A 21352-nucleotide genomic window follows, 5' to 3' on the forward strand; every position below is an offset into this window, starting at 1 on the left:
TTGATACTGGATATAAACATGACTTCTCTCTCCAAACGCCTTCTCACCGCCGCCGTCGGCCTGGCCTTGGTGGCTTGCGCCAATGCAGCCGGTGGCGATTCGCCGGAATCCGTCAAGGTTGAGTTGAAGAAGAAATTCCCCGATCGGCAAGTGGAAAGCGTACGGACCACGCCGGTGAAAGGCTTGTACGAAGTGGTATTCGCCGGCCGCCAGGTGATCTATTCGGACGCCCGTGCAGACTACATCCTGGTAGGCGATATGGTGGACGTGAAGTCGCGCAGCAGCCTGACCGAAGCCCGCATTCGCGAACTGTCCAAGACCGACTTCAATGCCCTGCCGCTGGACAAGGCGATCAAGCTGGTACGCGGTACCGGCGCCCGCAAGGTGGCCGTGTTCTCCGACCCGGATTGCCCGTTCTGCAAGAAGATCGAGCAAGAGACGCTGAGCAAGCTCGATAACGTCACCATCTACACCTTCCTCTACCCGCTGACCCAGTTGCACCCGGATGCACCGCGCAAGTCCGCGCTGATCTGGTGTGCCGCCGACAAGCAGAAGGCTTGGGAGGGCTGGATGTTCGAAGGCAAATTGCCGGAAGGCGACGGTAAGTGCCCCACGCCGCTGGCCGATATCGAAACGCTGACCAACAAGCTGGGCATCAGCGGCACGCCCGCCATGGTGTTCGAGAACGGTGAAATGATGTCGGGCGCCATTCCGCTGGAAGCGTTCGAAGCCAAGTTGTCGGCCAAGAAGTAAGACGCGTACAGCGATCGGGGGCGGCGGGTTCACGGAGATTTCCGTGCTTGCCGCTCCCGCTTTGGTGTGGCGGTGCGGTCGGCTATAACGGATGGGTCGATGCTGATCGTGGAGAGTGCCGATGCCTGCATGGGCGATCTGTTGCTGGGCCCTCCTGGCACTGGGCGTGCAGGCGGAAGTGCTGCGGGTCGGCTTCGGCACCAATAAGCCGCCCTATATCTTCGAAGTCGAAAAGCGCGGCCTGGAATACGAAATCATCGAACAGGCCGCCGCCCAGGCCGATTTCCAGATCGAACCCTTCTTCGCGCCGATGGAACGGCTGCACCGCATGTTGGAATTGGGCCAGCTGGATGCCATCAGTACCACCAACGAGCACAGTGGGGTACGGGCGTTCTATTCCAAGCCCTATATCGAATACCACAACGTGGCGGTCGCCCTGGCCGCCCGCAATCTGGATATTCGCAGCATCGCCGACCTGGGCCGTTACTCGGTCAGTGCCTTCCAGCGCGCGCGCAAATTGTTGGGGGCGGAATTCCAGGCCATGGCCGACAAAAACCCCCACTACCGCGAGGAAGCCCAGCAGGTGGTGCGGAACCGGCTCCTGTATGCCCGCCGCATCGATGTCGTGGTGGGCGACCGGCGCATTATCGAATACTTCAACCAGGAACTGCTCAAGACGGGCGGCGTGGCCGATGCGCGCCAACCGGTGACCTGGTACCCCGTTTTCCCCGCCACGCCTTACCAATTGGGCTTTCGCCAGGAAGCCTTGCGCGACCGCTTCAATGTGGGGTTGGATACATTGCGGCGGAGCGGCGACTACAGCGCCCTCGAAAAGAAATACGCGGTGTACTAGCGCCGGAGAGTGGATGCAAAACGGCCACCCAATGGGTGGCCGTTCCAATTGCGCGTTACCGGTGCTGCTTACTTGTAACGGGCAACGCCATCCACCAGTTCCTTGTGGGCGGCTTCGATGCCTTCCCAACCGGTGACCTTGACCCACTTGCCCTTTTCCAGATCCTTGTAGTGCTCGAAGAAGTGCTGGATCTGATCCAGCAGCAGGGTCGGCAGGTCGGTACGGGTCTTGATGTCCTTGTACATCGGGCACAGCTTGTCCACCGGGACGGCGATCAGCTTGGCGTCCACGCCGGCTTCGTCTTCCATCATCAGCACGCCCAATGCGCGGCAACGCACCACCACGCCCAGGCTGAGCGGGAAGGGGGTGACCACCAGCACATCGACCGGATCGCCGTCTTCCGACAGGGTCATCGGCACATAGCCGTAGTTGCACGGGTAGAACATGGCGGTGCCCATGAAGCGGTCCACGAACATCGCGCCGCTTTCCTTGTCTACTTCGTACTTGATCGGCGAGGCGTTGGCGGGGATTTCAATGATGACATTGAACTCATCGGGCAGTTTCGCCCCTGGCGTGACGTTGTGCAGACTCATGAATGGAACTCTTCGCGTAGTGATGGATGCATGGAGGCGCCCTGCGCGGGCAGGCCACCCTCTAGCCCGCAATCTTATCATTTCCAGGCATGGCGGAAGCATCCTCGGGCGAGCCCGCTTGTATGCCCCTGCCGCCGCACCTATACCTATGTGTCCGCGCTCCGCATGGACGAGTGAATACCAATACCTAGCTAGGAGGTTCCTGATGACGTCAACCACGGCACTGTACTTCGCCTTGGCTTGCGGCCTGGTGGCCGTAATGTTTGGATTTATCTGGCGCAGCTGGATTTTGGCGCAGGACGCCGGGAATGCCCGCATGCAGGAAATCTCTGCGGCCATCCAGCAAGGCGCACAGGCCTATCTGGCAAGGCAGTACAAGACAATTGGCCTGGTCGGCGTGATCCTGGCCATCCTGATCGGGGTATTTATCCACGGCGTGACGGCAGCCGCGTTTGTGGCGGGTGCGGTACTTTCCGGTGCCTGCGGCTTTATCGGCATGAATATTTCCGTGCGGGCCAATGTCCGCACCGCCCAGGCAGCCACCCTGGGCATCCAGCCGGCGCTCAAGGTCGCCTTCCGCGGCGGCGCCATCACCGGCTTGCTGGTGGTCGGACTGGGTTTGCTGGGTGTCAGCCTGCTTTATATGTACTTGATTGCGCAGGCAGCGCCGGGCGCCGAGCTGACCGACACGCTGCGGCCCCTGATGGGCTTTGCCTTCGGCGCTTCGCTGATTTCCATCTTCGCCCGTCTGGGCGGCGGTATCTTCACCAAGGGTGCCGACGTCGGCGCCGATCTGGTCGGCAAGGTGGAGGCCGGCATCCCGGAGGACGATCCGCGTAATCCGGCCGTGATTGCCGATAATGTCGGCGATAACGTCGGCGACTGCGCCGGCATGGCGGCCGACCTGTTCGAGACCTATGCCGTTACCCTGATCGCCACCATGGTGCTGGGCGCGGTGATGATCAAGGGCGCGGCGGGCGAGGCGGCGGTCTATCCGCTGGCATTGGGTGGCCTGTCCATTCTGGCTTCCATCGTCGGCTGCTTTTTCGTCAAGGCCAGCCCAGGCACTACCAATGTGATGCCCGCCCTGTATCGCGGCTTGATCGTGGCGGGTTTGATTTCGCTGGTGGGCTTCTACTTCGTGACCGATGCGGTGCTGCCCGACAATGTCCTGGGCGAGGCCGGCAGCCGGATCAAGCTATTTGGCGCCGCCACGGTCGGTCTGCTGCTGACGGGTATCCTGGTGTGGGTCACCGAGTACTACACCGGTACCCAATATGGTCCGGTACGGCATATCGCCAAGGCCTCCACCACCGGGCACGGCACCAATATCATCGCCGGCATCGGTGTCAGCATGAAGTCCACGGCCTGGCCGGTCTTGTTTATCTGCGCCGCCATCCTGGCCGCATATTATCTGGGCGGCTTGTACGGTATCGCCGTGGCCGCGACCGCCATGCTGTCCATGGCCGGTATTGTCGTCGCGCTGGATGCCTATGGGCCGATCACCGACAACGCCGGCGGGATCGCCGAGATGGCCGGCCTGCCCGAATCGGTCCGGGCCATCACCGACCCGCTCGATGCGGTGGGCAATACCACCAAGGCGGTGACCAAGGGCTATGCCATCGGTTCCGCCGGCTTGGCGGCACTGGTGCTGTTCGCCGACTACACCCACGCCTTGTCCGCCAGCGGCCATGTGGTGCGTTTCGACCTGTCCGACCATATGGTGATCGTGGGCCTGTTTATCGGCGGCCTGATCCCCTTCCTGTTCGCCGCTTTTGCCATGGAAGCGGTGGGACGCGCGGCCGGCGCCGTGGTGGAAGAGGTGCGGCGGCAGTTCCGCGAGATTCCCGGCATCATGGAAGGAACGGCCAAGCCGGAATATGGCCGCGCGGTCGATATGCTGACCGGCGCCGCCATCCGCGAAATGATCGTGCCTTCGCTCCTACCCGTCGTCGCGCCCATCCTGGTGGGGCTGTTGCTGGGACCGGTGGCCTTGGGCGGCTTGCTGATGGGAACCATCGTGACCGGCTTGTTCGTCGCTATCTCCATGTGTACCGGCGGCGGCGCCTGGGACAATGCGAAGAAATATATCGAAGAAGGCAATCACGGCGGCAAGGGTAGCGAAGCGCACAAGGCGGCGGTGACCGGCGATACGGTGGGCGATCCCTACAAGGATACGGCCGGTCCGGCGGTCAATCCCCTGATCAAGATCATCAATATCGTGGCGCTATTGATCGTGCCGCTGCTGCCCATGGTCGGCCAGGAAGGAGCCGTGCCGACGCCCGTGGTTGCACATATCAGCGTCCCGGCCGCGACGAAGTAGTCGCTTCCCGGCTTATTGCTATATAGGGGTGGGGGGTATACGCTGGCGGCTATGTCGGATCCCACTTCCCCCCTTATCGCCCACTCGCTCAAGCCGCAGGCCTTTCGCATCGAAGGCATGAGCTGTACCGCTTGCGCCGCGCGCATCGAAAAGCTGCTCAATCGCCAGCCGGGCGTCACCGCCAGCGTCAGTTTCGCGGCCGAGCGGGCCACTGTCGCCGGCCTGGATGACGCTGCCGTCATGGCGCTGGTGGAGAAGGCCGGTTTTCGTGCCCAGCCGCACGCGGATGGCCCGGTGATCGCGCAAGAGGAGTCGGCCTGGCCCATGTGGCTGGCGCTGGCCGTCATGCTGCCCTTTATGTTCGATATGGCCGGCATGGCGCTGGGCTTCCATGCCTGGATGCTGCCGCCGTGGCTGGCTTGGGCTTTGGCGACGCCGGCGCAATTTCTCAGTGGCTGGCGTTTCTATCGCGGTAGCTGGTTTGCCCTGCGTAGCGGCGGCGCGAATATGGACGTCCTGGTCGCCCTGGGCACTTCCGCCGCCTATGGCTATAGCAGCGCGGTGGCGGCCGGCGTGCTGCCGGGACACCTGTATTTCGAGGCCAGCGTGGTAGTGATCGCCCTGGTTTGTCTGGGCAAGCGCTTGGAGGCCCGTGCCCGGCGCAAGACCGGCACTGCCTTGCTGGCGTTGGCTCAGCTCCAACCCAAGACCGCCCGGGTGGTACGTGGCGATGCCCTGGTCGAGTTGGATGTCGATCTACTGCGCTTGGGCGATGTGGTGGCGGTGGAGGCGGGCGAGGCAATCGCCGCCGATGGCGAGGTGCTGGCGGGAGAAAGCAGCGTGGACGAAGCGCTGCTGAGCGGCGAGGCGATGCCGGTGGACAAGCGGGTGGGCCAGTCGGTATACGCCGGCAGCCTCAACCAGACCGGCTGGCTGCGGATACGGGTCGATAAACCCAGCGTGGAATCCAGGCTGGCCGGCATCGTCGAGCTGGTGCGCCAGGCCCAGGCCAGCAAAGCCCCCATCCAGGCTTTGGCCGATCGCATTGCCGCGCGATTCGTGCCGCTGGTCCTGCTATTGGCCGTGCTGACCTTGCTGGCTTGGTGGTGGCATGCCGATGGCGAGACCGCGCTGGTCAATGCCATTGCCGTCCTGGTGATCGCCTGTCCCTGCGCACTGGGGTTGGCGACCCCCACGGCGGTGATTACCGGTGCGGGCGTGGCGGCGCAACACGGGATCTTGATCAGAAACGCCGCGGCGCTGGAAGCCGCCGCCCGGTTGCAGGTCCTGGCGCTGGACAAGACCGGCACCCTGACCGAAGGGCGGCCCTCGCTGCGGTCGGCCGAGTTTGGCGCGGATGCCGCCTGGGTCCAGGCGCTGGCGGCCGGTTCACGCCATCCCCTGTCGCAGGCCCTGGCCGCCGGTTTGCCGCGCGATGAACGGATCAGCCTGATTTCGCTACGGCAGGTGTTGGGGCAGGGCAGCGAAGCCAGCCTGCAACATGCCGAAGGCAGCCCCGTCCGGCAGCTACGCTTGGGCTCGCCGGCTTGGTTACAGGCTTGCGGTGTCGTCCTGCCGACAGGTCTACTAAGCGATTCGGATAACCACACCCTGGTGGTGGCAGCCGAAGGCGAGCGCTATCTGGGCCACGCCAGCCTGGCCGATGCAACCCGCCCGGATGCGGCACGACTGGTGGCCTGGCTGAAGGCGCACGATATCCAGCCCGTCATCCTGAGTGGCGACCGGCTTGCGCCGGTCCGTGCGCTGGCCGCCCAGTTGGGCATCGAACAGTTGCATGCCGAATGCCTGCCAGCCGACAAGGCCCGCATCATTGCGCAGTTGCGGCAGGATGGGCGGCGGGTGGGCATGGCCGGGGACGGCATCAACGATGCGCCCGCCTTGGCCAGTGCCGACCTCAGCCTTGCCATGGGGCAAGGCTCGGAAGCGGCGATTGCCGCAGCGGATATCACCTTGAGCCGCACCGATGCCATGGTGCTGGCCGATGCGCTGGATATTGCCCGGGCGACCTTGCGCAAGATCCGCCAGAATCTGTTTTTCGCCTTTATATATAACGCAATTGGCTTGCCCGCCGCGGCGTTGGGTTACTTGCACCCGGCCGTTGCCGGCGCGGCGATGGCACTGAGCTCGATCTCGGTCCTGGCCAACGCATTGACACTCAAACGCTGGCGGCCAAGCAAGCGGGCAAGCTAAGCCTGAAAGGTAAGGTATGGAACACAGGATCAATATTCAAGGTATGAGCTGTGGCGGTTGTACGGCCGCCGTGGAGCGGACGATAGTCGCGGTGCAGGGGGTGGAGAAAGTCGCCGTGAGCCTGGCTGATCAAGCGGCCCAGGTGGTGTTCGATCCGGCGGTGACCACCTTGGCGACGATAGAGGCGGCGATCGAAGCGGCGGGTTACGATGTCGTCCGATGAGGCCGCAAGGCGGCGCGTCGAGCGCCCCGACAAGGTTGCGCTGCAAAAGCGCCTGGCGCGCGTGGAAGGGCAGGTGCGGGCGGTGCGCGATATGGTGGCGGCGGATCGGTATTGCGTGGATGTCATCACCCAGATCCAGGCGGCCCGTGCCGCACTCGCCGCCGTGGCGGAACAGTTGCTGGACAACCACCTGCATGGCTGCGTGGCCCGCGCCATGGCGGAGGGCGATGCCAGCGCCGAGATCGCCGAAGTCGTCGCGCTGCTGCGTAAGTTCCGCTAAATGGGCGCCTCCGCTGCGGAGGCGGAAATCAACCTTGCGAGTGATGGATCGCTGCCATGGATAGTTGGTTGGCAATGAAGGCACACTACCTGAGCGCCCTGTTCCAGCCGGAAAGCGTGGTAGTGATCGGCGCATCGGAGACCGAAGGATCGGTGGGCGCGCGGGTGTTCCGCAATCTGCTGGACGCGCCCTTCAAGGGTGCGCTGTTCGGCGTCAATCTGCGCCATAGCGCCGTATTTGGCGAAAAGGTCTATGGCCGCATCGCCGATCTGCCGATCGATGCGCTCGACCTGGCGGTGATCGCCACCCCGGCGCGCACCCTACCGGGCTTGATCAAGGAGTGCGGCGAGCACGGCGTCAAGACGGTGCTGGTGCTGTCGCGCGATTTTGTCGCCGTGGACGGCAGCAATCGCAGCCTGCTGGATGAGGCGCTTGCCCTCGCCCGTCGCTACGGTATGCGTCTGCTTGGCCCGAATCTGCTGGGCCTGATGCGGCCGGCCCAGGGACTGGTCGCGGCGAATTACCAGGGCCACGTCAAACCGGGCAACCTGGCGCTGGTGGCCCAATCGAGCTCGGTGGCCAGCGCCATTCTCGACTGGGCCGAAGCGCATGAGGTCGGCTTTTCGACGGTCGTGTCGCTGGGCGCTTCCGCGGACGTCAATTTCGCTGAAGTGCTGGATTTCCTGGCGCAAGACAGCCAGACCCGCGGTGTATTGCTCTATCTGGAAGATGTCGGCGAAGCGCGTGGCTTTATGAGCGCCCTGCGCGCCATCTCGCGGCAAAAACCGGTGGTCTGCCTCAAGGTGGGGCGCGACCAGGTCGAGCACCATCGTGCCGTCCGTACCCACTCCGACCGCCTGATCGGCCGCGATGATGCCTTCGACGCGGCCCTGCGCCGGGCCGGCGTGCTGCGGGTGCCGACCATGGTGCATATGAGTATCGCCGCGCGCATGCTGGCCGCCGACTTCCGTACCCGTGGCCGCCGCCTGGCGATCATTTCGAACGGTTATGGCACCGGCCGCATGGCGGTGGACCGGGCGCGCGATATGCAGGTCGAGATGCCCAAGCTGGCGCCGAGCACCGTCGCCAGGCTCAATGATGTGCTGCCGCCTATCGGTAGCCACGACAATCCGGTCGATATCCTGGGCGACGCGCCGCCCGAGCGCTTCCTGGCGGCAACCGAAATCTGCCTGCAAGACCCGCATGTGGATGGCGTGCTGGTCATTCTCACGCCGCAGGCCGGCACCGACCACCTGGCGACCGCCGAGCGGATGATCGCCTTGCGCCGCCGCACCGACAAGCTGCTGATGCTGGTATGGATGGGCGACAAGAAGATCGCCCTGTCGCGCAAGCTGCTTGACCGTGCCCGCATGGCTTATTTCTTTTCGCCGGAGCATGCGGTGGAAGCATTCGCCAGCCTGGCCGCCTGGAGCTATATCCAGGAGCTGAGCCTGCAGACGCCGGGACCCTTGGCCAGCCGCAGCGAGCCCGATATCGGCCGCGCCCGCCAGGTGATCGCCACCGCCCTGGCCGCCGGGCGCCGGCTACTCAATATGGCCGAGTCGCTGGCCGTGCTGGATGCCTTCCATATTCCCCATCCACCGACCCTGCTGGCGGTGACGCCGAAACAGGCGGTGGCCGCCGCCGCCCGCATCGGCCTGCCGGTGGCGATCAAGATCGATGCCGACAACCTGATCCACAAAAGCGATATCGACGGCGTTCTACTGAATATCAACACGCTGGAGCAGGTCGAGGATACGGCCGAGGCCATGTTGGCCTACGCGCGCCAACGATTGCCTGCCGGTACGGTGAATGGCCTGGTTATCCAGAAGATGCATGGCAAGCGCCGTGGCCGCGAGTTGATGCTGGGGGTGGCGCGCGATGCCGTATTCGGGCCCATCATCGCCTTCGGTTCGGGTGGCCTGACCGTGGACGTTTTCGAAGACGTGGCCGTGACGCTGCCGCCGCTCAACGATATGATCGCCGGCAATCTGATCAAGCGCACCAAGGTGGCGCGCGCGCTCGGGCCGTTCCGCAACCATCCGGCCGCGGATGTGGAATCGGTCAAGGCCATACTGCTGCGACTATCGGAAATGGTCTGCGAGCTGCCAGAGATGGTGGAGCTGGACCTCAACCCGGTCGTGGTGGACGAACATGGCGCGGTAGCGGTGGACGCCAGTATCGTGATCGCCGCCTTGCCCAAAGGGTTCCGGCCGTACAGCCATATGGCCGTGCATCCCTATCCCGCCCATCTCATCACCCCGGGCCGGCTCAAGGAAGGGGGCGCTTGCATCTTTCGGCCGATACGGCCGGAAGACGCGGACGAGCTGCAGCGTTTCGTGCGCGAGGAACTGTCCGATGCGAGCCGTTTCAATCGCTTCATGAGTACGCTCAAGCAGCTCTCGCCCGGTATGCTGGTGCGTTTTACCCAACTCGACTACGCCCGTGAAATGGCGGTTGTGGCCTGTGTGACGGAAAATGCTGGGGAAAGGATGGCAGGTGTGGCACGCTATACGGCCAATCCCGATGCGACCAGTTGCGAGTTCGCCATTTCCATCGCCGACCGCTGGCAAGGTCGGGGACTGGGCAGCCAATTGATGCATGCATTGTTCCACGCCGCGCGCGATGCGGGGCTCACCAGCATGGAAGGCGATATCCTCGCCTCGAACGATGCCATGCTGGGCCTGATGGGCAAGCTGGGTTTCGATATCCGGGTCCACCCCGACGATGCCGCGCTCAAATGGGTGGTCAAGGTCCTGTAGTCCGTCTTTCTATCGCTCGACTGAGGTTTACCTACCAATATCCGGGATAACCGGTATGGACTATTGAACTTGCCTGTGTATTCGCGGACAATCGGCGCCGGCGGATAAACCGCCAACAAGGGCCTGTCATGAATTGAATAACGGACCGTGATTCAATTCATGACAGGCCTTCAACAAATTAAATTGGGGGGTTTCAATGCAGTTTATTAAGGCCATAGCAGCAGTTGCCATCGCAGTCGCTGCAGTAAATGCCAGTGCCACCGTAATTACTTTTGATGATATCGGTATTCCTGGCGGAGTGAATCCCAACTCCACCATGACCGGTTTTGTCACCAACGGTCTGCGTTTCAGCAATAACCTGGCTGTTGTCGATGTATCGGCCACTTCCGACTGGGCCAGTTACGGCCCTGCCTACAGCGGCAACTATTCGGTGGTGAATGATTATTTCGGCGACTTCGTCATCACCAAGGAACACGGCGGCACCTTTAATTTCGGTGGCACGGCCGTCAAGTCCTGGGATTCGGTTCCGCCGGCATTGGCCGCCGGTACGCTGAAGGCCTATGCGGGCGGCGCCCTGCTGGGTTCCATCAGTTTCGTGAACAGCAATCAGTGGCAATTCCTGAACGCCAACTTTATCGGCGCCGATAAGGTGGTGATTTCGGCCGGCACCGCGCTGATCGACAATTTCACCATCAATCCGGTTCCGGAACCAGAAACCTACGCCATGCTGTTGGCTGGCCTGGGCCTGATGGGTGCTGTTGCGCGCCGTCGCAACAAGCGCTAAGTCGTTCCGATGTAAAAAATGGCCTTGTCCGGGACAAGGCCATTTTTTTTACCTGAATTCAAGCGAATACGTCGGCTTCGGCGAGAAGCTTGCCTTGCTTATCCTTACCGGACAGCTGTGGCTCGCCATCGAATTCCCAGTCGATCGCCAAGGCGGGATCGTCCCAGGCAATGCAACGCTCGTGCGCCGGGGCGTAGTAGTCGGTGGTCTTGTACAGGAACTCGGCGGTTTCGCTCAATACCACGAAGCCGTGGGCAAAGCCGGCGGGAACCCACAGCTGGCGCTTGTTTTCCGCCGATAGGCGGACACCTACCCACTGGCCGAAAGTGGGGGAAGACTTGCGGATATCCACCGCCACATCCAGTACCTCGCCGGCCGCCACGCGCACCAGCTTGCCCTGCGCCTGCTGCAATTGATAATGCAGGCCGCGCAAGACACCACGCACCGATTTGGAATGGTTATCCTGCACGAACTCGACCGAGGTGCCGGTCAGCTCGCGGAAAGTGCGCTCGTTGAAACTTTCGTAAAAGAAGCCGCGCTCGTCACCGAACACCTTGGGTTCGAGGATGATGACATCGGGAATGGCTGTGCGTATCGCTTGCATGGTGGGAGTGTGCCGATGGATGAACAGGGCGGTACGATAGCAGAGGGGGCCGCTACAGGGCGAGCACGTTGGAATAGAATAATGTCATGAAAAAATCATTTTCCATGCTGGATGCGCTTGCAGCCGAGTTGACCGAGCTCGAGAGCAAGCATCTATTGCGGCGACGGCGTACGGTCGAGTCCGCCCAGGGTGTCAGGGTGCGAGTGGCTGGCCGCGAACTGCGCAATTTCTGCGGCAACGATTATCTCGGGCTGGCCAACGATGCCGGCTTAAAGGCGGCGGCTAGTGCGGCGATCGCAGAATATGGCGTCGGCAGCGGCAGTTCGCACCTGGTTTGCGGCCATCAAGCCCCGCATGAACTGCTGGAGCAGCGATTCGCCGGCATGGTCGGCCTGCCGGCCGCATTGGGCTTCGCCACCGGCTATATGGCCAATCTTGGCGTGATCACGGCCCTGGTCGGCCGGGGCGATGCGGTATTCGCCGACCGCTTGAACCATGCTTCGCTCAACGATGCCTGCCTGCTCAGCCGCGCCGATTTCGTGCGCTTCAATCATAACGACCTCGATGGCTTGGCGCGCCAATTGGCCGCATCCACGGCCCGCCGCAAGCTGATAGCAGTGGATGCCGTCTACAGCATGGATGGCGATCTGGCGCCCTTGCAAGCATTGCTGGCCCTGGCCGAGCGCTTCGATGCCTGGCTTTACCTGGACGATGCACATGGCTTCGGGGTGTTGGGAGAGGGGAAAGGCAGCCTGGCGCATTGGCAACTCGACTCGCCGCGACTCATCTATCTCGCTACGCTCGGTAAGGCGGCGGGTACGGCGGGTGCCTTGGTCGCCGCCGAGCGGACGGTGATCGATTGGTTGTTGAACAAGGCGCGTACCGCCATCTACACCACGGCCGCGCCCGCTGCCGTTGCCGCCGCCACCTTGGCCTCGCTCGATGCGATCGAGCGGGATGGCTGGCGGCGGGATTGCCTGTTCGCGCGTATTGCGCAATTGCGCGAAGGGTTGGCAAGCAGCCGCTACCGTTTACCTGCCTGGTCCACCCCCATCCAGCCCATTGAATTGGAGACGAGCCAGCAGGCGCTGGCGCTGGCCGAGGCCTTGTGGCAGCGCGGAATATGGGTGGCGGCGATACGCCCGCCCACCGTGCCGACCCCGCGCCTGCGCATCACCCTGTCCGCCGCGCATAGCGAAGCGGATGTAGCCGCCTTGGTGGCTGCCTTGCATGAACTTGAATAAACGGAAAGCCATGTCGCTCTACATCGAAACGCAAGGCCAGGGCGAAGATCTGGTGCTGATCCACGGCTGGGGCATCCATGGTGCGGTATGGCAAAGGGTGGCCGAGCACCTGGCCGATAGCCACTGTGTCCACATCGTCGATCTGCCGGGCTGTGGCGACAGCGGGACGATCACACCTTATACCTTGGCAGGCTTGGCTGCGGCGCTGGATCAGGCGTTCCCGTTGCCGGTCCATGTACTGGGCTGGTCGCTGGGCGGCGCCGTGGGCATGCAGTGGGCGCTGGCAACGCCGGACAAGGTGCGCTCGCTCAGCCTGTGCGCTTCCTCGCCGTGCTTTATGCAGCGGCCGGATTGGCCGCATGCGACTCCGGCCGAAACCTTGCAGGCCTTCGCCGCCAGCTTGGCCGACGACTATGCCGCCACGCTGGACATGTTCCTGGGCTTGCAGGTGATGGGCAGCCGCGATGGGCGGACGGTATTGCGCGCGCTGCAAGCCAGCCTGGCCAACCGCCCGGCGCCGCAACGGCAGGCCTTGCTGGATGGCTTGGATATCTTGCGGAACGAAGATCTGCGTCCTTGCGTGGCGGAGCTATCCTGCCCCTTATTGCTGCAATACGGCGATCGCGACCGCATGACGCCGCCTGCCGCCGGGCAGTGGCTGGAACAGGCCGGCAACGGACAATTGGTCATGCATGCCGGCGCCGGCCACGCCCCGTTTATTTCGCATGAGGCGGCTTTTATCGAGGCGCAGCAGCGGTTCCTGGCAAGCGTTTAAGCTCAAGCCGCTTCTTTTTTTGCGCCGCGCCCCATCAAGCCGGCAATCGCTTCGGCCGCCGGCAGTTCCTCGAACAGCATGCGGCAGACCGCGGCAGTAATCGGCATATCCACCTGGAGCCGTTCGGCTTGCTGTTGCACCGCGCGCGCGGTATTCACGCCTTCCGCCACATGGCCCAGATTGCGGATGATCTCGGCCAAGGGCTTGCCCTCGGCCAGCAGCAGGCCCACCTTGCGATTGCGCGAGAGGTCGCCGGTACAGGTAAGGATCAGGTCGCCCAGACCGGATAGGCCATTGAAGGTTTCCGGCCGGGCGCCCAGGGCTACCCCGAAACGGGTGATCTCGGCCAGGCCGCGCGTCAATAGCGCCGCGCGGGCGTTGTGCCCCAATTTGAGGCCGTCGCCCACGCCGGCTGCGATCGCCATGATGTTCTTTACCGCGCCGCCGATTTCCGCGCCGATGATATCGTTGCTGGAATAGATGCGCAGGCGGCTGGAATTCAAGGCTGCCGCCCATTCGTCGGCAAAGCCGGCATCTTCGGAGGCCAGGGTCAGCGCGGCCGGCAGGCCGGCGGCAACTTCCTGGGCAAAGCTGGGGCCGGTCAATATCCCGCGCGAAACCGTAGCGGGCAGTTCGGCGGCGGCGACCTCGTGGGCGGGTAGCTGGGTGTCCGCCTCCAGCCCCTTGCAAGCCCACAACACCGGCAGCGTACTGCCCAACGTTGTCAGGGCGCGCAGGGAAGGGCGCAAACCGGCGGTGGGGGTGACCACCAGGACCAGGTCGGCGTCCGCGACGGCAACGCCGAGCTCGGCTTGCAAGGTCAACTGAGCCGGGAAAGGCTGGCCGGCCAGATAGCGCTGGTTTTCACCGGCCGCGCGCATGCTTTCGATCTGGGCAGTATCGCGCGCCCATAGGCTCACCGCGTGATGCCTGGCGAAACTCATGGCCAGCGCCGTACCCCAGGCGCCCGCGCCCATCACGGCTATCTTCATATGCCCCATACCTCTTCGATGCGTATATAGCCCATCGCGCCGTCGCGATGCCTGACCTTGACCCAGCCTGTCTTGCCGGTCTCCAGCAGATCGAACAGCACGGCTTTCTCCGCCGTAAACAATAGCGACGCCTTGATATCGGCCGCGCTACGTACTTCCGCCTTGCTTTGGGCGACCACGACAGTGCGCTTGGCGCTCAGCGTCTTCTTCTCGACCCAGGCCAGCGCGCCGGATTGGTCGCGCACGCGCAGCCAATCCTTGTTGTCCACCAGGACCTCTACCGGCAGGCCTTTGCTGGCGACAAACAAGCGCTTCGCCTGCGCCGAGGGGGTGTCATAAAAAACCGCGCCGTGTTCCGCTACAGAACGGAACTCCAGCGCGGTCGCGGAAATTGCCGCCAGGCCCAGCAGGCCGGCGGCGATACCCTTACTGAACAGTGCTAGGCGCATCTTGGCTTACGGCCTGCTGCTGTGCTTGGCGCTGCATATACAGCTGCTCGAAATTGATGGGAGCCAGGATGACCGGTGGGAAGCCGGCGCGGGTCACCAGGTCCGACACCACTTCGCGCACGTACGGGAAGAGGATGTTCGGGCAAGCCATGCCCAGGATGGGTTCCAGGTCTTCGTTCGGAATATGGCGGATCTGGAAGATGCCGCCTTGCGCCACTTCGGCCAGGAAGACGGTCTTCTCGCCTACCTTGGCGGTAACCGTGACGGTCAACACGTTTTCGTAGTAACCGTCGTCCAGTTGCTGCGTGGCGGTGTGCAGCTGCATTTCGATTTCCGGCTGCTGCGGTTCGAGATAGATCTGCGGCGCGTTCGGTACTTCCAGCGACAGGTCTTTGACGAAGAGTTTTTCGATTGCGAAGATGGGTTGGACTTGCTGATCGCTCATGGCGACTCCTGCGAAACGGGTTGGTGTAGAAACGAAAATAGCGGCCGAATCATCGCAGATTCAGTCGGACAGTGCCATTCGCGTCTAAGGACGGATGAGATGCGTCCCTATTGCGCGAGCAGCGGGTCTAGCTTGCCGGCGCGATTCAGGGCGACGAGGTCGTCGAAGCCGCCGACATGGTAGTCATCGATATAGATCTGCGGAACAGTACGCCTACCTGTGCGCGTCATCATCTCCGTCCGGCGGTCCGGATCGAGGTCGACGCGGACCTTGTCTATCTGCGCCACCCCCTTGCTGAGCAGCAAACGTTCGGCGCTGATGCAAAAAGGACAGACAGCGGTACTGTACATGGTGATGCTGGCCATGGTTTCTCCAAGATAAGCCGTGTTAGAACTAGCCACTAAACTTATATATGTGTTCCGAAACCGTCTGTTTCAAGACCCGCCAAGCGCGGTAAAATTCTTTGCGCGCACCCTGTATTATGGATCAATGACTTATTGAATTCCCGCGCCGTTCCCCGGTAAGTTTTACAGAAGGGTGTTGACGGCCGGCGGGGTGGTGCGTATAGTTCGCTTCTCTGCTGCTGACGCAGACAAAAACGAAGCGAAACACACGATGTTAGCCGAGTTAGTCTGAACAAGCAAACGCTCTTTAACAAGATACAACCGATAAGCGTAGGCACTTGGCTTTAGGCTAAAGGCTTACGAGATTTGACGGCTTAGGCTGTTGAATCAAGCAATGCCAGTTTTGTTTCAAAAACAGAGATTGAACTCAAGAGTTTGATCCTGGCTCAGATTGAACGCTGGCGGCATGCTTTACACATGCAAGTCGAACGGATTTGAGGGGCTTGCTCCTCAAGTTAGTGGCGAACGGGTGAGTAATGCATCGGAACGTACCGTGTAGTGGGGGATAACTATCCGAAAGGATAGCTAATACCGCATACGATCTACGGATGAAAGCGGGGGCTCGCAAGACCTCGCGCTATACGAGCGGCCGATGTCGGATTAGCTAGTTGGTGGGGTAAAGGCTCACCAAGGCAACGATCCGTAGCGGGTCTGAGAGGATGATCCGCCACACTGGGACTGAGACACGGCCCAGACTCCTACGGGAGGCAGCAGTGGGGAATTTTGGACAATGGACGAAAGTCTGATCCAGCCATGCCGCGTGAGTGAAGAAGGCCTTCGGGTTGTAAAGCTCTTTTGTCCGGGAGCAAATCCTGCCTGCTAATACTAGGTGGGGATGAGAGTACCGGAAGAATAAGGACCGGCTAACTACGTGCCAGCAGCCGCGGTAATACGTAGGGTCCAAGCGTTAATCGGAATTACTGGGCGTAAAGGGTGCGCAGGTGGTTGTGCAAGCCAGATGTGAAATCCCCGGGCTTAACCTGGGAACTGCATTTGGGACTGCACGGCTAGAGTGTGGCAGAGGGGGGTGGAATTCCGCGTGTAGCAGTGAAATGCGTAGAGATGCGGAGGAACACCAATGGCGAAGGCAACCCCCTGGGTTAACACTGACACTCATGCACGAAAGCGTGGGGAGCAAACAGGATTAGATACCCTGGTAGTCCACGCCCTAAACGATGTCTACTAGTTGTTGGAGCAGCAATGCTTTAGTAACGCAGCTAACGCGTGAAGTAGACCGCCTGGGGAGTACGATCGCAAGATTAAAACTCAAAGGAATTGACGGGGGCCCGCACAAGCGGTGGATGATGTGGATTAATTCGATGCAACGCGAAAAACCTTACCTACCCTTGACATGTAACGAACCTCGCAGAGACGTGAGGGTGCCCGAAAGGGAGCGTTAACACAGGTGCTGCATGGCTGTCGTCAGCTCGTGTCGTGAGATGTTGGGTTAAGTCCCGCAACGAGCGCAACCCTTGTCCTTAGTTGCTACCATTCAGTTGAGCACTTTAAGGAGACTGCCGGTGACAAACCGGAGGAAGGTGGGGATGACGTCAAGTCCTCATGGCCCTTATGGGTAGGGCTTCACACGTCATACAATGGTCGGTACAGAGGGTCGCTAACCCGCGAGGGGGTGCCAATCTCAGAAAGCCGATCGTAGTCCGGATTGTAGTCTGCAACTCGACTACATGAAGTCGGAATCGCTAGTAATCGCGGATCAGCATGTCGCGGTGAATACGTTCCCGGGCCTTGTACACACCGCCCGTCACACCATGGGAGTGGGTTCTACCAGAAGTTGCTAGGCTAACCTTCGGGAGGCCGGTTACCACGGTAGGGTTCATGACTGGGGTGAAGTCGTAACAAGGTAGCCGTAGGGGAACCTGCGGCTGGATCACCTCCTTTCTAGAGAAAGGCCGACAGGCCAAGTGTCTACACTTATCGGTTGTGTGTTGAGAAGTACGGAGTGCTGTTCGGGGAACCGGACAGAGACTTCAAAGAGAAAGCTGGGTCAGTAGCTCAGTCGGTTAGAGCACCGTCTTGATAAGGCGGGGGTCATAGGTTCGATTCCTATCTGACCCACCAGTCGTTATAGGGGGTTTAGCTCAGCTGGGAGAGCACCTGCTTTGCAAGCAGGGGGTCGTCGGTTCGATCCCGTCAACCTCCACCATTCTTTTTGAAGGTAAGGAAACAAACAACAGCGAATTCGAGCATCCTGGGTAGGTAGAGGAGGGTTTGAGTTTCTTGTTGCTTGGCTTCTTTAGCCAATCTGTACTTTGCTCTTTAACAAGATAGAAGAAGTAATCAATGTAGTTCTAGTAAAGAACTGCAATGGGTTGATTGTATCGAAACTGGATTCATGACTAGTCGCATGGATCCGGGCAAACGCAAAAGACCGATAACCAGGCATTTTTGGTTATAGGATCAAGCGAATAAGTGCATCTGGTGGATGCCTTGGCGATGATAGGCGATGAAGGACGTGTAAGCCTGCGAAAAGCTTCGGGGAGCTGGCAATTGAGCTTTGATCCGGAGATGTCCGAATGGGGAAACCCACCCGCAAGGGTATCCCAGCCTGAATACATAGGGCTGTGGAGGCGAACTCGGCGAACTGAAACATCTAAGTAGCCGAAGGAAAAGAAATCAACCGAGATTCCGTAAGTAGTGGCGAGCGAACGCGGAAGAGCCTGTACGTGATAATTCAATGCTTAGTAGAACGGAATGGAAAGTCCGGCCATAGTGGGTGATAGCCCCGTATACGAAAAGCACTGGGTGGTACTAAGCGTACGACAAGTAGGGCGGGACACGAGAAATCCTGTCTGAAGATGGGGGGACCATCCTCCAAGGCTAAATACTCATCATCGACCGATAGTGAACCAGTACCGTGAGGGAAAGGCGAAAAGAACCCCGGGAGGGGAGTGAAATAGATCCTGAAACCGGATGCATACAAACAGTGGGAGCGGACTTGTTCCGTGACTGCGTACCTTTTGTATAATGGGTCAGCGACTTACATTCAGTAGCGAGCTTAACCGAGTAGGGGAGGCGTAGCGAAAGCGAGTCCGAATAGGGCGTTCAGTTGCTGGGTGTAGACCCGAAACCAAGTGATCTATCCATGGCCAGGTTGAAGGTGCGGTAACACGCACTGGAGGACCGAACCCACTAGTGTTGCAAAACTAGGGGATGAGCTGTGGATAGGGGTGAAAGGCTAAACAAACTTGGAAATAGCTGGTTCTCCTCGAAAACTATTTAGGTAGTGCCTCATGTATCACTGACGGGGGTAGAGCACTGTTATGGCTAGGGGGTCATCGAGACTTACCAAACCATGGCAAACTCCGAATACCGTCAAGTGCGAGCATGGGAGACAGACATCGGGTGCTAACGTCCGGTGTCGAAAGGGAAACAACCCAGACCCTCAGCTAAGGTCCCAAATGATCAGTTAAGTGGAAAACGAAGTGGGAAGGCATAGACAGCCAGGATGTTGGCTTAGAAGCAGCCATCATTTAAAGAAAGCGTAATAGCTCACTGGTCGAGTCGTCCTGCGCGGAAGATGTAACGGGGCTCAAACTGATAACCGAAGCTAGGGATATGTACTTTGTACATATGGTAGAGGAGCGTTCCGTAGGTCTGTGAAGGTGGCTTGTGAAGGCTGCTGGAGATATCGGAAGTGCGAATGCTGACATGAGTAGCGATAAACAGGGTGAAATTCCTTGTCACCGAAAACCCAAGGTTTCCTGCGCAACGTTCATCGGCGCAGGGTGAGTCGGCCCCTAAGGCGAGGCAGAAATGCGTAGTCGATGGGAAACGGTTTAATATTACCGTACCTTATTGCAATGCGATGCGGGGACGGAGAAAGCTAGGCCAGCCGGGTGTTGGATGTCCCGGTTTAAGCGTGTAGGCGTACTCTCTAGGCAAATCCGGAGAGATTAGCTGAGGCGTGATGACGAGCGAATTTATTCGCGAAGTGGTTGATGCTCTGCTTCCAGGAAAAGCCGCTAAGCTTCAGTTGCAATAAGACCGTACCGCAAACCGACACAGGTGGGTAGGATGAGAATTCTAAGGTGCTTGAGAGAACTCGGGTGAAGGAACTCGGCAAATTGACACCGTAACTTCGGGAGAAGGTGTGCCCCGGTAGTGTGTAGCGACTTGCTCGCGAAGCACGATGGGGTTGCAGTGAAAAGGTGGCTGCGACTGTTTATTAAAAACACAGCACTGTGCCAACACGAAAGTGGACGTATACGGTGTGACGCCTGCCCGGTGCCGGAAGGTTAATTGATGGGGTGCAAGCTCTTGATCGAAGCCCCGGTAAACGGCGGCCGTAACTATAACGGTCCTAAGGTAGCGAAATTCCTTGTCGGGTAAGTTCCGACCCGCACGAATGGCGTAACGATGGCCACACTGTCTCCACCCGAGACTCAGCGAAGTTGAAATGTTTGTGAAGATGCAATCTCCCCGCTGCTAGACGGAAAGACCCCGTGCACCTTTACTGTAGCTTTGCATTGGACTTTGAACAGACTTGTGTAGGATAGCTGGGAGGCTTTGAAGCGGGGACGCTAGTTCTCGTGGAGCCGACGTTGAAATACCAGCCTGGTGTGTTTGAGGTTCTAACCTAGGTCCCTAATCGGGATCGGGGACCGTGCATGGTAGGCAGTTTGACTGGGGCGGTCTCCTCCCAAAGTGTAACGGAGGAGCTCGAAGGTATCCTAGGTACGGTCGGAAATCGTACTGATAGTGCAATGGCATAAGGATGCTTGACTGCGAGACTGACAAGTCGAGCAGGTGCGAAAGCAGGACATAGTGATCCGGTGGTTCTGTATGGAAGGGCCATCGCTCAACGGATAAAAGGTACGCCGGGGATAACAGGCTGATTCCTCCCAAGAGTTCACATCGACGGGGGAGTTTGGCACCTCGATGTCGGCTCATCACATCCTGGGGCTGTAGCCGGTCCCAAGGGTATGGCTGTTCGCCATTTAAAGTGGTACGTGAGCTGGGTTTAAAACGTCGTGAGACAGTTTGGTCCCTATCTGCAGTGGGCGTTGGAAGTTTGAAGGGGGCTGCTCCTAGTACGAGAGGACCGGAGTGGACGAACCTCTGGTGTACCGGTTATGACGCCAGTCGTATCGCCGGGTAGCTAAGTTCGGAAGAGATAACCGCTGAAAGCATCTAAGCGGGAAACTTGCCTTAAGATGAGACTTCCCTAGGAACTTGATTCCTCTGAAGGGTCGTTCAAGACCAGGACGTTGATAGGTCAGGTGTGGAAGCGCAGTAATGCGTTAAGCTAACTGATACTAATTGCCCGTGAGGCTTGATCCTATAACCCAAGATGCCTGAGCATCGGGTTTGCGGGTACAACCAACCCAAAAGATTACTTCTTCTATCGAATGGTTTGCGACGCTTAAGTGCGAAGCGAGCCACAGAAATGCTAGAACGATGTGCAAACACATTGTTCGCCCCAGTTTTGCTTGGCGGCAATAGCGCGTTGGACCCACGCCTTCCCATCTCGAACAGGACCGTGAAACGACGTTGCGCCGATGATAGTGCGGACTACCCGTGTGAAAGTAGGTCACCGCCAGGCTACCCATAGAAAACCCCGAACTCGATGAGTTCGGGGTTTTTGCTTTTGGTTTCAAGTGCCTTGACTGTGCGTATCAATCAATGCACATTGAGAC

General features: G+C 60.1%; 16 protein-coding genes, 2 tRNA genes and 3 rRNA genes. 15 read left to right on the forward strand and 6 right to left on the reverse strand.

Annotated features, from left to right (window positions below):
- Window positions 1-18 precede the first annotated feature (18 nt).
- Together FNU76_RS13670 and FNU76_RS13675 are read left to right on the forward strand one after the other, a co-directional pair.
- The gene (locus FNU76_RS13670) at window positions 19-753 is read left to right on the forward strand and encodes a DsbC family protein (RefSeq protein WP_144278724.1); all 735 of its coding nucleotides are present in this window, start codon (window positions 19-21) and stop codon (window positions 751-753) included.
- A 121-nt stretch (window positions 754-874) separates the two neighbouring features.
- Complete coding sequence (locus tag FNU76_RS13675; RefSeq protein WP_144278725.1) at window positions 875-1606, forward strand: substrate-binding periplasmic protein; 732 nt, start codon at window positions 875-877, stop codon at window positions 1604-1606.
- 68 nt (window positions 1607-1674) lie between these two features.
- Here the strand turns inward: FNU76_RS13675 and ppa are convergent, their stop codons facing one another.
- Window positions 1675-2199: an inorganic diphosphatase gene (ppa, locus tag FNU76_RS13680; protein WP_144278726.1), complete on the reverse strand. Its 525-nt coding sequence runs from the start codon at window positions 2197-2199 to the stop codon at window positions 1675-1677.
- A gap of 205 nt (window positions 2200-2404) precedes the next feature.
- Here ppa and FNU76_RS13685 point away from each other — a divergent pair, with 205 nt between their 5' ends.
- From FNU76_RS13685 to FNU76_RS13710, 6 genes are all read left to right on the forward strand, one after another.
- On the forward strand, window positions 2405-4522 hold the full coding sequence (locus FNU76_RS13685; RefSeq protein ID WP_144278727.1) for a sodium-translocating pyrophosphatase: 2118 nt from the start codon (window positions 2405-2407) through the stop codon (window positions 4520-4522).
- 51 nt (window positions 4523-4573) lie between these two features.
- Complete coding sequence (locus FNU76_RS13690) at window positions 4574-6733, forward strand: heavy metal translocating P-type ATPase (protein WP_144278728.1); 2160 nt, start codon at window positions 4574-4576, stop codon at window positions 6731-6733.
- Window positions 6734-6749: 16 nt separating this feature from the next.
- Entirely contained in the window at window positions 6750-6956 is a 207-nt protein-coding gene (locus tag FNU76_RS13695; protein WP_144278729.1) for a heavy-metal-associated domain-containing protein, read from the forward strand.
- The gene (locus FNU76_RS13700) at window positions 6943-7236 is read left to right on the forward strand and encodes a metal-sensitive transcriptional regulator (protein ID WP_144278730.1); all 294 of its coding nucleotides are present in this window, start codon (window positions 6943-6945) and stop codon (window positions 7234-7236) included. The genes FNU76_RS13695 and FNU76_RS13700 overlap by 14 nt, the downstream gene beginning before the upstream one ends.
- A gap of 56 nt (window positions 7237-7292) precedes the next feature.
- The gene (locus FNU76_RS13705; protein WP_223879015.1) at window positions 7293-9998 is read left to right on the forward strand and encodes a bifunctional acetate--CoA ligase family protein/GNAT family N-acetyltransferase; all 2706 of its coding nucleotides are present in this window, start codon (window positions 7293-7295) and stop codon (window positions 9996-9998) included.
- Window positions 9999-10296: 298 nt separating this feature from the next.
- Window positions 10297-10782 (forward strand): PEP-CTERM sorting domain-containing protein, encoded by a 486-nt coding sequence (locus FNU76_RS13710; RefSeq protein WP_179958117.1) that lies wholly within the window; start codon window positions 10297-10299, stop codon window positions 10780-10782.
- Between the two features lie 58 nt (window positions 10783-10840).
- Here FNU76_RS13710 and rfbC read toward each other — a convergent pair whose 3' ends face one another.
- Window positions 10841-11386 carry a dTDP-4-dehydrorhamnose 3,5-epimerase gene (gene rfbC / locus FNU76_RS13715; protein WP_144278732.1) on the reverse strand — a complete coding sequence of 182 codons (546 nt, stop codon included), beginning with the start codon at window positions 11384-11386 and terminating at the stop codon, window positions 10841-10843.
- Window positions 11387-11472: 86 nt separating this feature from the next.
- Between rfbC and bioF the strand changes: the two genes are divergently transcribed.
- Window positions 11473-12630, forward strand: coding sequence for an 8-amino-7-oxononanoate synthase (gene bioF, locus FNU76_RS13720; protein ID WP_223879016.1), 1158 nt, complete (start codon window positions 11473-11475; stop codon window positions 12628-12630).
- A gap of 10 nt (window positions 12631-12640) precedes the next feature.
- On the forward strand, window positions 12641-13405 hold the full coding sequence (gene bioH / locus FNU76_RS13725) for a pimeloyl-ACP methyl ester esterase BioH (protein WP_223879017.1): 765 nt from the start codon (window positions 12641-12643) through the stop codon (window positions 13403-13405).
- Window positions 13406-13407: 2 nt separating this feature from the next.
- On the opposite strand, the gene FNU76_RS13730 is transcribed toward bioH, so the two are convergent.
- From FNU76_RS13730 to grxC, 4 genes are all read right to left on the reverse strand, one after another.
- Entirely contained in the window at window positions 13408-14397 is a 990-nt protein-coding gene (locus tag FNU76_RS13730; protein ID WP_144278734.1) for an NAD(P)H-dependent glycerol-3-phosphate dehydrogenase, read from the reverse strand.
- Window positions 14394-14846, reverse strand: a complete 453-nt coding sequence (locus tag FNU76_RS13735; protein ID WP_144278735.1) for an SH3 domain-containing protein — start codon at window positions 14844-14846, stop codon at window positions 14394-14396. The genes FNU76_RS13730 and FNU76_RS13735 overlap by 4 nt, the downstream gene beginning before the upstream one ends.
- Window positions 14824-15291 carry a protein-export chaperone SecB gene (gene secB, locus FNU76_RS13740; RefSeq protein ID WP_144278736.1) on the reverse strand — a complete coding sequence of 156 codons (468 nt, stop codon included), beginning with the start codon at window positions 15289-15291 and terminating at the stop codon, window positions 14824-14826. Before secB ends, FNU76_RS13735 begins: the two co-directional genes overlap by 23 nt.
- A 107-nt stretch (window positions 15292-15398) precedes the next feature.
- Entirely contained in the window at window positions 15399-15656 is a 258-nt protein-coding gene (gene grxC, locus FNU76_RS13745) for a glutaredoxin 3 (protein ID WP_144278737.1), read from the reverse strand.
- Between the two features lie 402 nt (window positions 15657-16058).
- Between grxC and FNU76_RS13750 the strand changes: the two genes are divergently transcribed.
- The 5 genes from FNU76_RS13750 (at window position 16059) to rrf (ending at window position 21258) form a co-directional block, all read left to right on the forward strand.
- Window positions 16059-17594: ribosomal RNA gene (locus FNU76_RS13750) — 16S ribosomal RNA — on the forward strand.
- A 103-nt stretch (window positions 17595-17697) separates the two neighbouring features.
- Window positions 17698-17774 (forward strand) — tRNA-Ile (locus tag FNU76_RS13755).
- Between the two features lie 9 nt (window positions 17775-17783).
- Window positions 17784-17859 (forward strand) — tRNA-Ala (locus FNU76_RS13760).
- Between the two features lie 252 nt (window positions 17860-18111).
- Window positions 18112-20996, forward strand: a 23S ribosomal RNA gene (locus FNU76_RS13765).
- 148 nt (window positions 20997-21144) lie between these two features.
- A 5S ribosomal RNA gene (gene rrf, locus FNU76_RS13770) occupies window positions 21145-21258 on the forward strand.
- Together the 16S, 23S and 5S rRNA genes with 2 tRNA genes alongside form the textbook arrangement of a ribosomal RNA operon.
- The last annotated feature ends 94 nt before the right edge of the window (window positions 21259-21352 follow it).

The organism is Chitinimonas arctica (genome assembly GCF_007431345.1).
GTDB classification, from domain to species: domain Bacteria; phylum Pseudomonadota; class Gammaproteobacteria; order Burkholderiales; family Chitinimonadaceae; genus Chitinimonas; species Chitinimonas arctica.

What these genes read in the sequence shown, in the direction of transcription:
- FNU76_RS13675 (WP_144278725.1), top strand. Translation starts at nt 875, where the DNA reads ATGCCTGCATGGGCGATCTGTTGCTGGGCCCTCCTGGCACTGGGCGTG.
- FNU76_RS13695 (WP_144278729.1), top strand. Translation starts at nt 6,750, where the DNA reads ATGGAACACAGGATCAATATTCAAGGTATGAGCTGTGGCGGTTGTACG.
- FNU76_RS13670 (WP_144278724.1), top strand. Translation starts at nt 19, where the DNA reads ATGACTTCTCTCTCCAAACGCCTTCTCACCGCCGCCGTCGGCCTGGCC.
- FNU76_RS13700 (WP_144278730.1), top strand. Translation starts at nt 6,943, where the DNA reads ATGTCGTCCGATGAGGCCGCAAGGCGGCGCGTCGAGCGCCCCGACAAG.
- rfbC (WP_144278732.1), bottom strand. Translation starts at nt 11,386, where the DNA reads ATGCAAGCGATACGCACAGCCATTCCCGATGTCATCATCCTCGAACCC.
- ppa (WP_144278726.1), bottom strand. Translation starts at nt 2,199, where the DNA reads ATGAGTCTGCACAACGTCACGCCAGGGGCGAAACTGCCCGATGAGTTC.
- FNU76_RS13735 (WP_144278735.1), bottom strand. Translation starts at nt 14,846, where the DNA reads ATGCGCCTAGCACTGTTCAGTAAGGGTATCGCCGCCGGCCTGCTGGGC.
- FNU76_RS13730 (WP_144278734.1), bottom strand. Translation starts at nt 14,397, where the DNA reads ATGAAGATAGCCGTGATGGGCGCGGGCGCCTGGGGTACGGCGCTGGCC.
- bioH (WP_223879017.1), top strand. Translation starts at nt 12,641, where the DNA reads ATGTCGCTCTACATCGAAACGCAAGGCCAGGGCGAAGATCTGGTGCTG.
- grxC (WP_144278737.1), bottom strand. Translation starts at nt 15,656, where the DNA reads ATGGCCAGCATCACCATGTACAGTACCGCTGTCTGTCCTTTTTGCATC.
- FNU76_RS13685 (WP_144278727.1), top strand. Translation starts at nt 2,405, where the DNA reads ATGACGTCAACCACGGCACTGTACTTCGCCTTGGCTTGCGGCCTGGTG.
- FNU76_RS13705 (WP_223879015.1), top strand. Translation starts at nt 7,293, where the DNA reads ATGGATAGTTGGTTGGCAATGAAGGCACACTACCTGAGCGCCCTGTTC.
- FNU76_RS13690 (WP_144278728.1), top strand. Translation starts at nt 4,574, where the DNA reads ATGTCGGATCCCACTTCCCCCCTTATCGCCCACTCGCTCAAGCCGCAG.
- secB (WP_144278736.1), bottom strand. Translation starts at nt 15,291, where the DNA reads ATGAGCGATCAGCAAGTCCAACCCATCTTCGCAATCGAAAAACTCTTC.
- bioF (WP_223879016.1), top strand. Translation starts at nt 11,473, where the DNA reads ATGAAAAAATCATTTTCCATGCTGGATGCGCTTGCAGCCGAGTTGACC.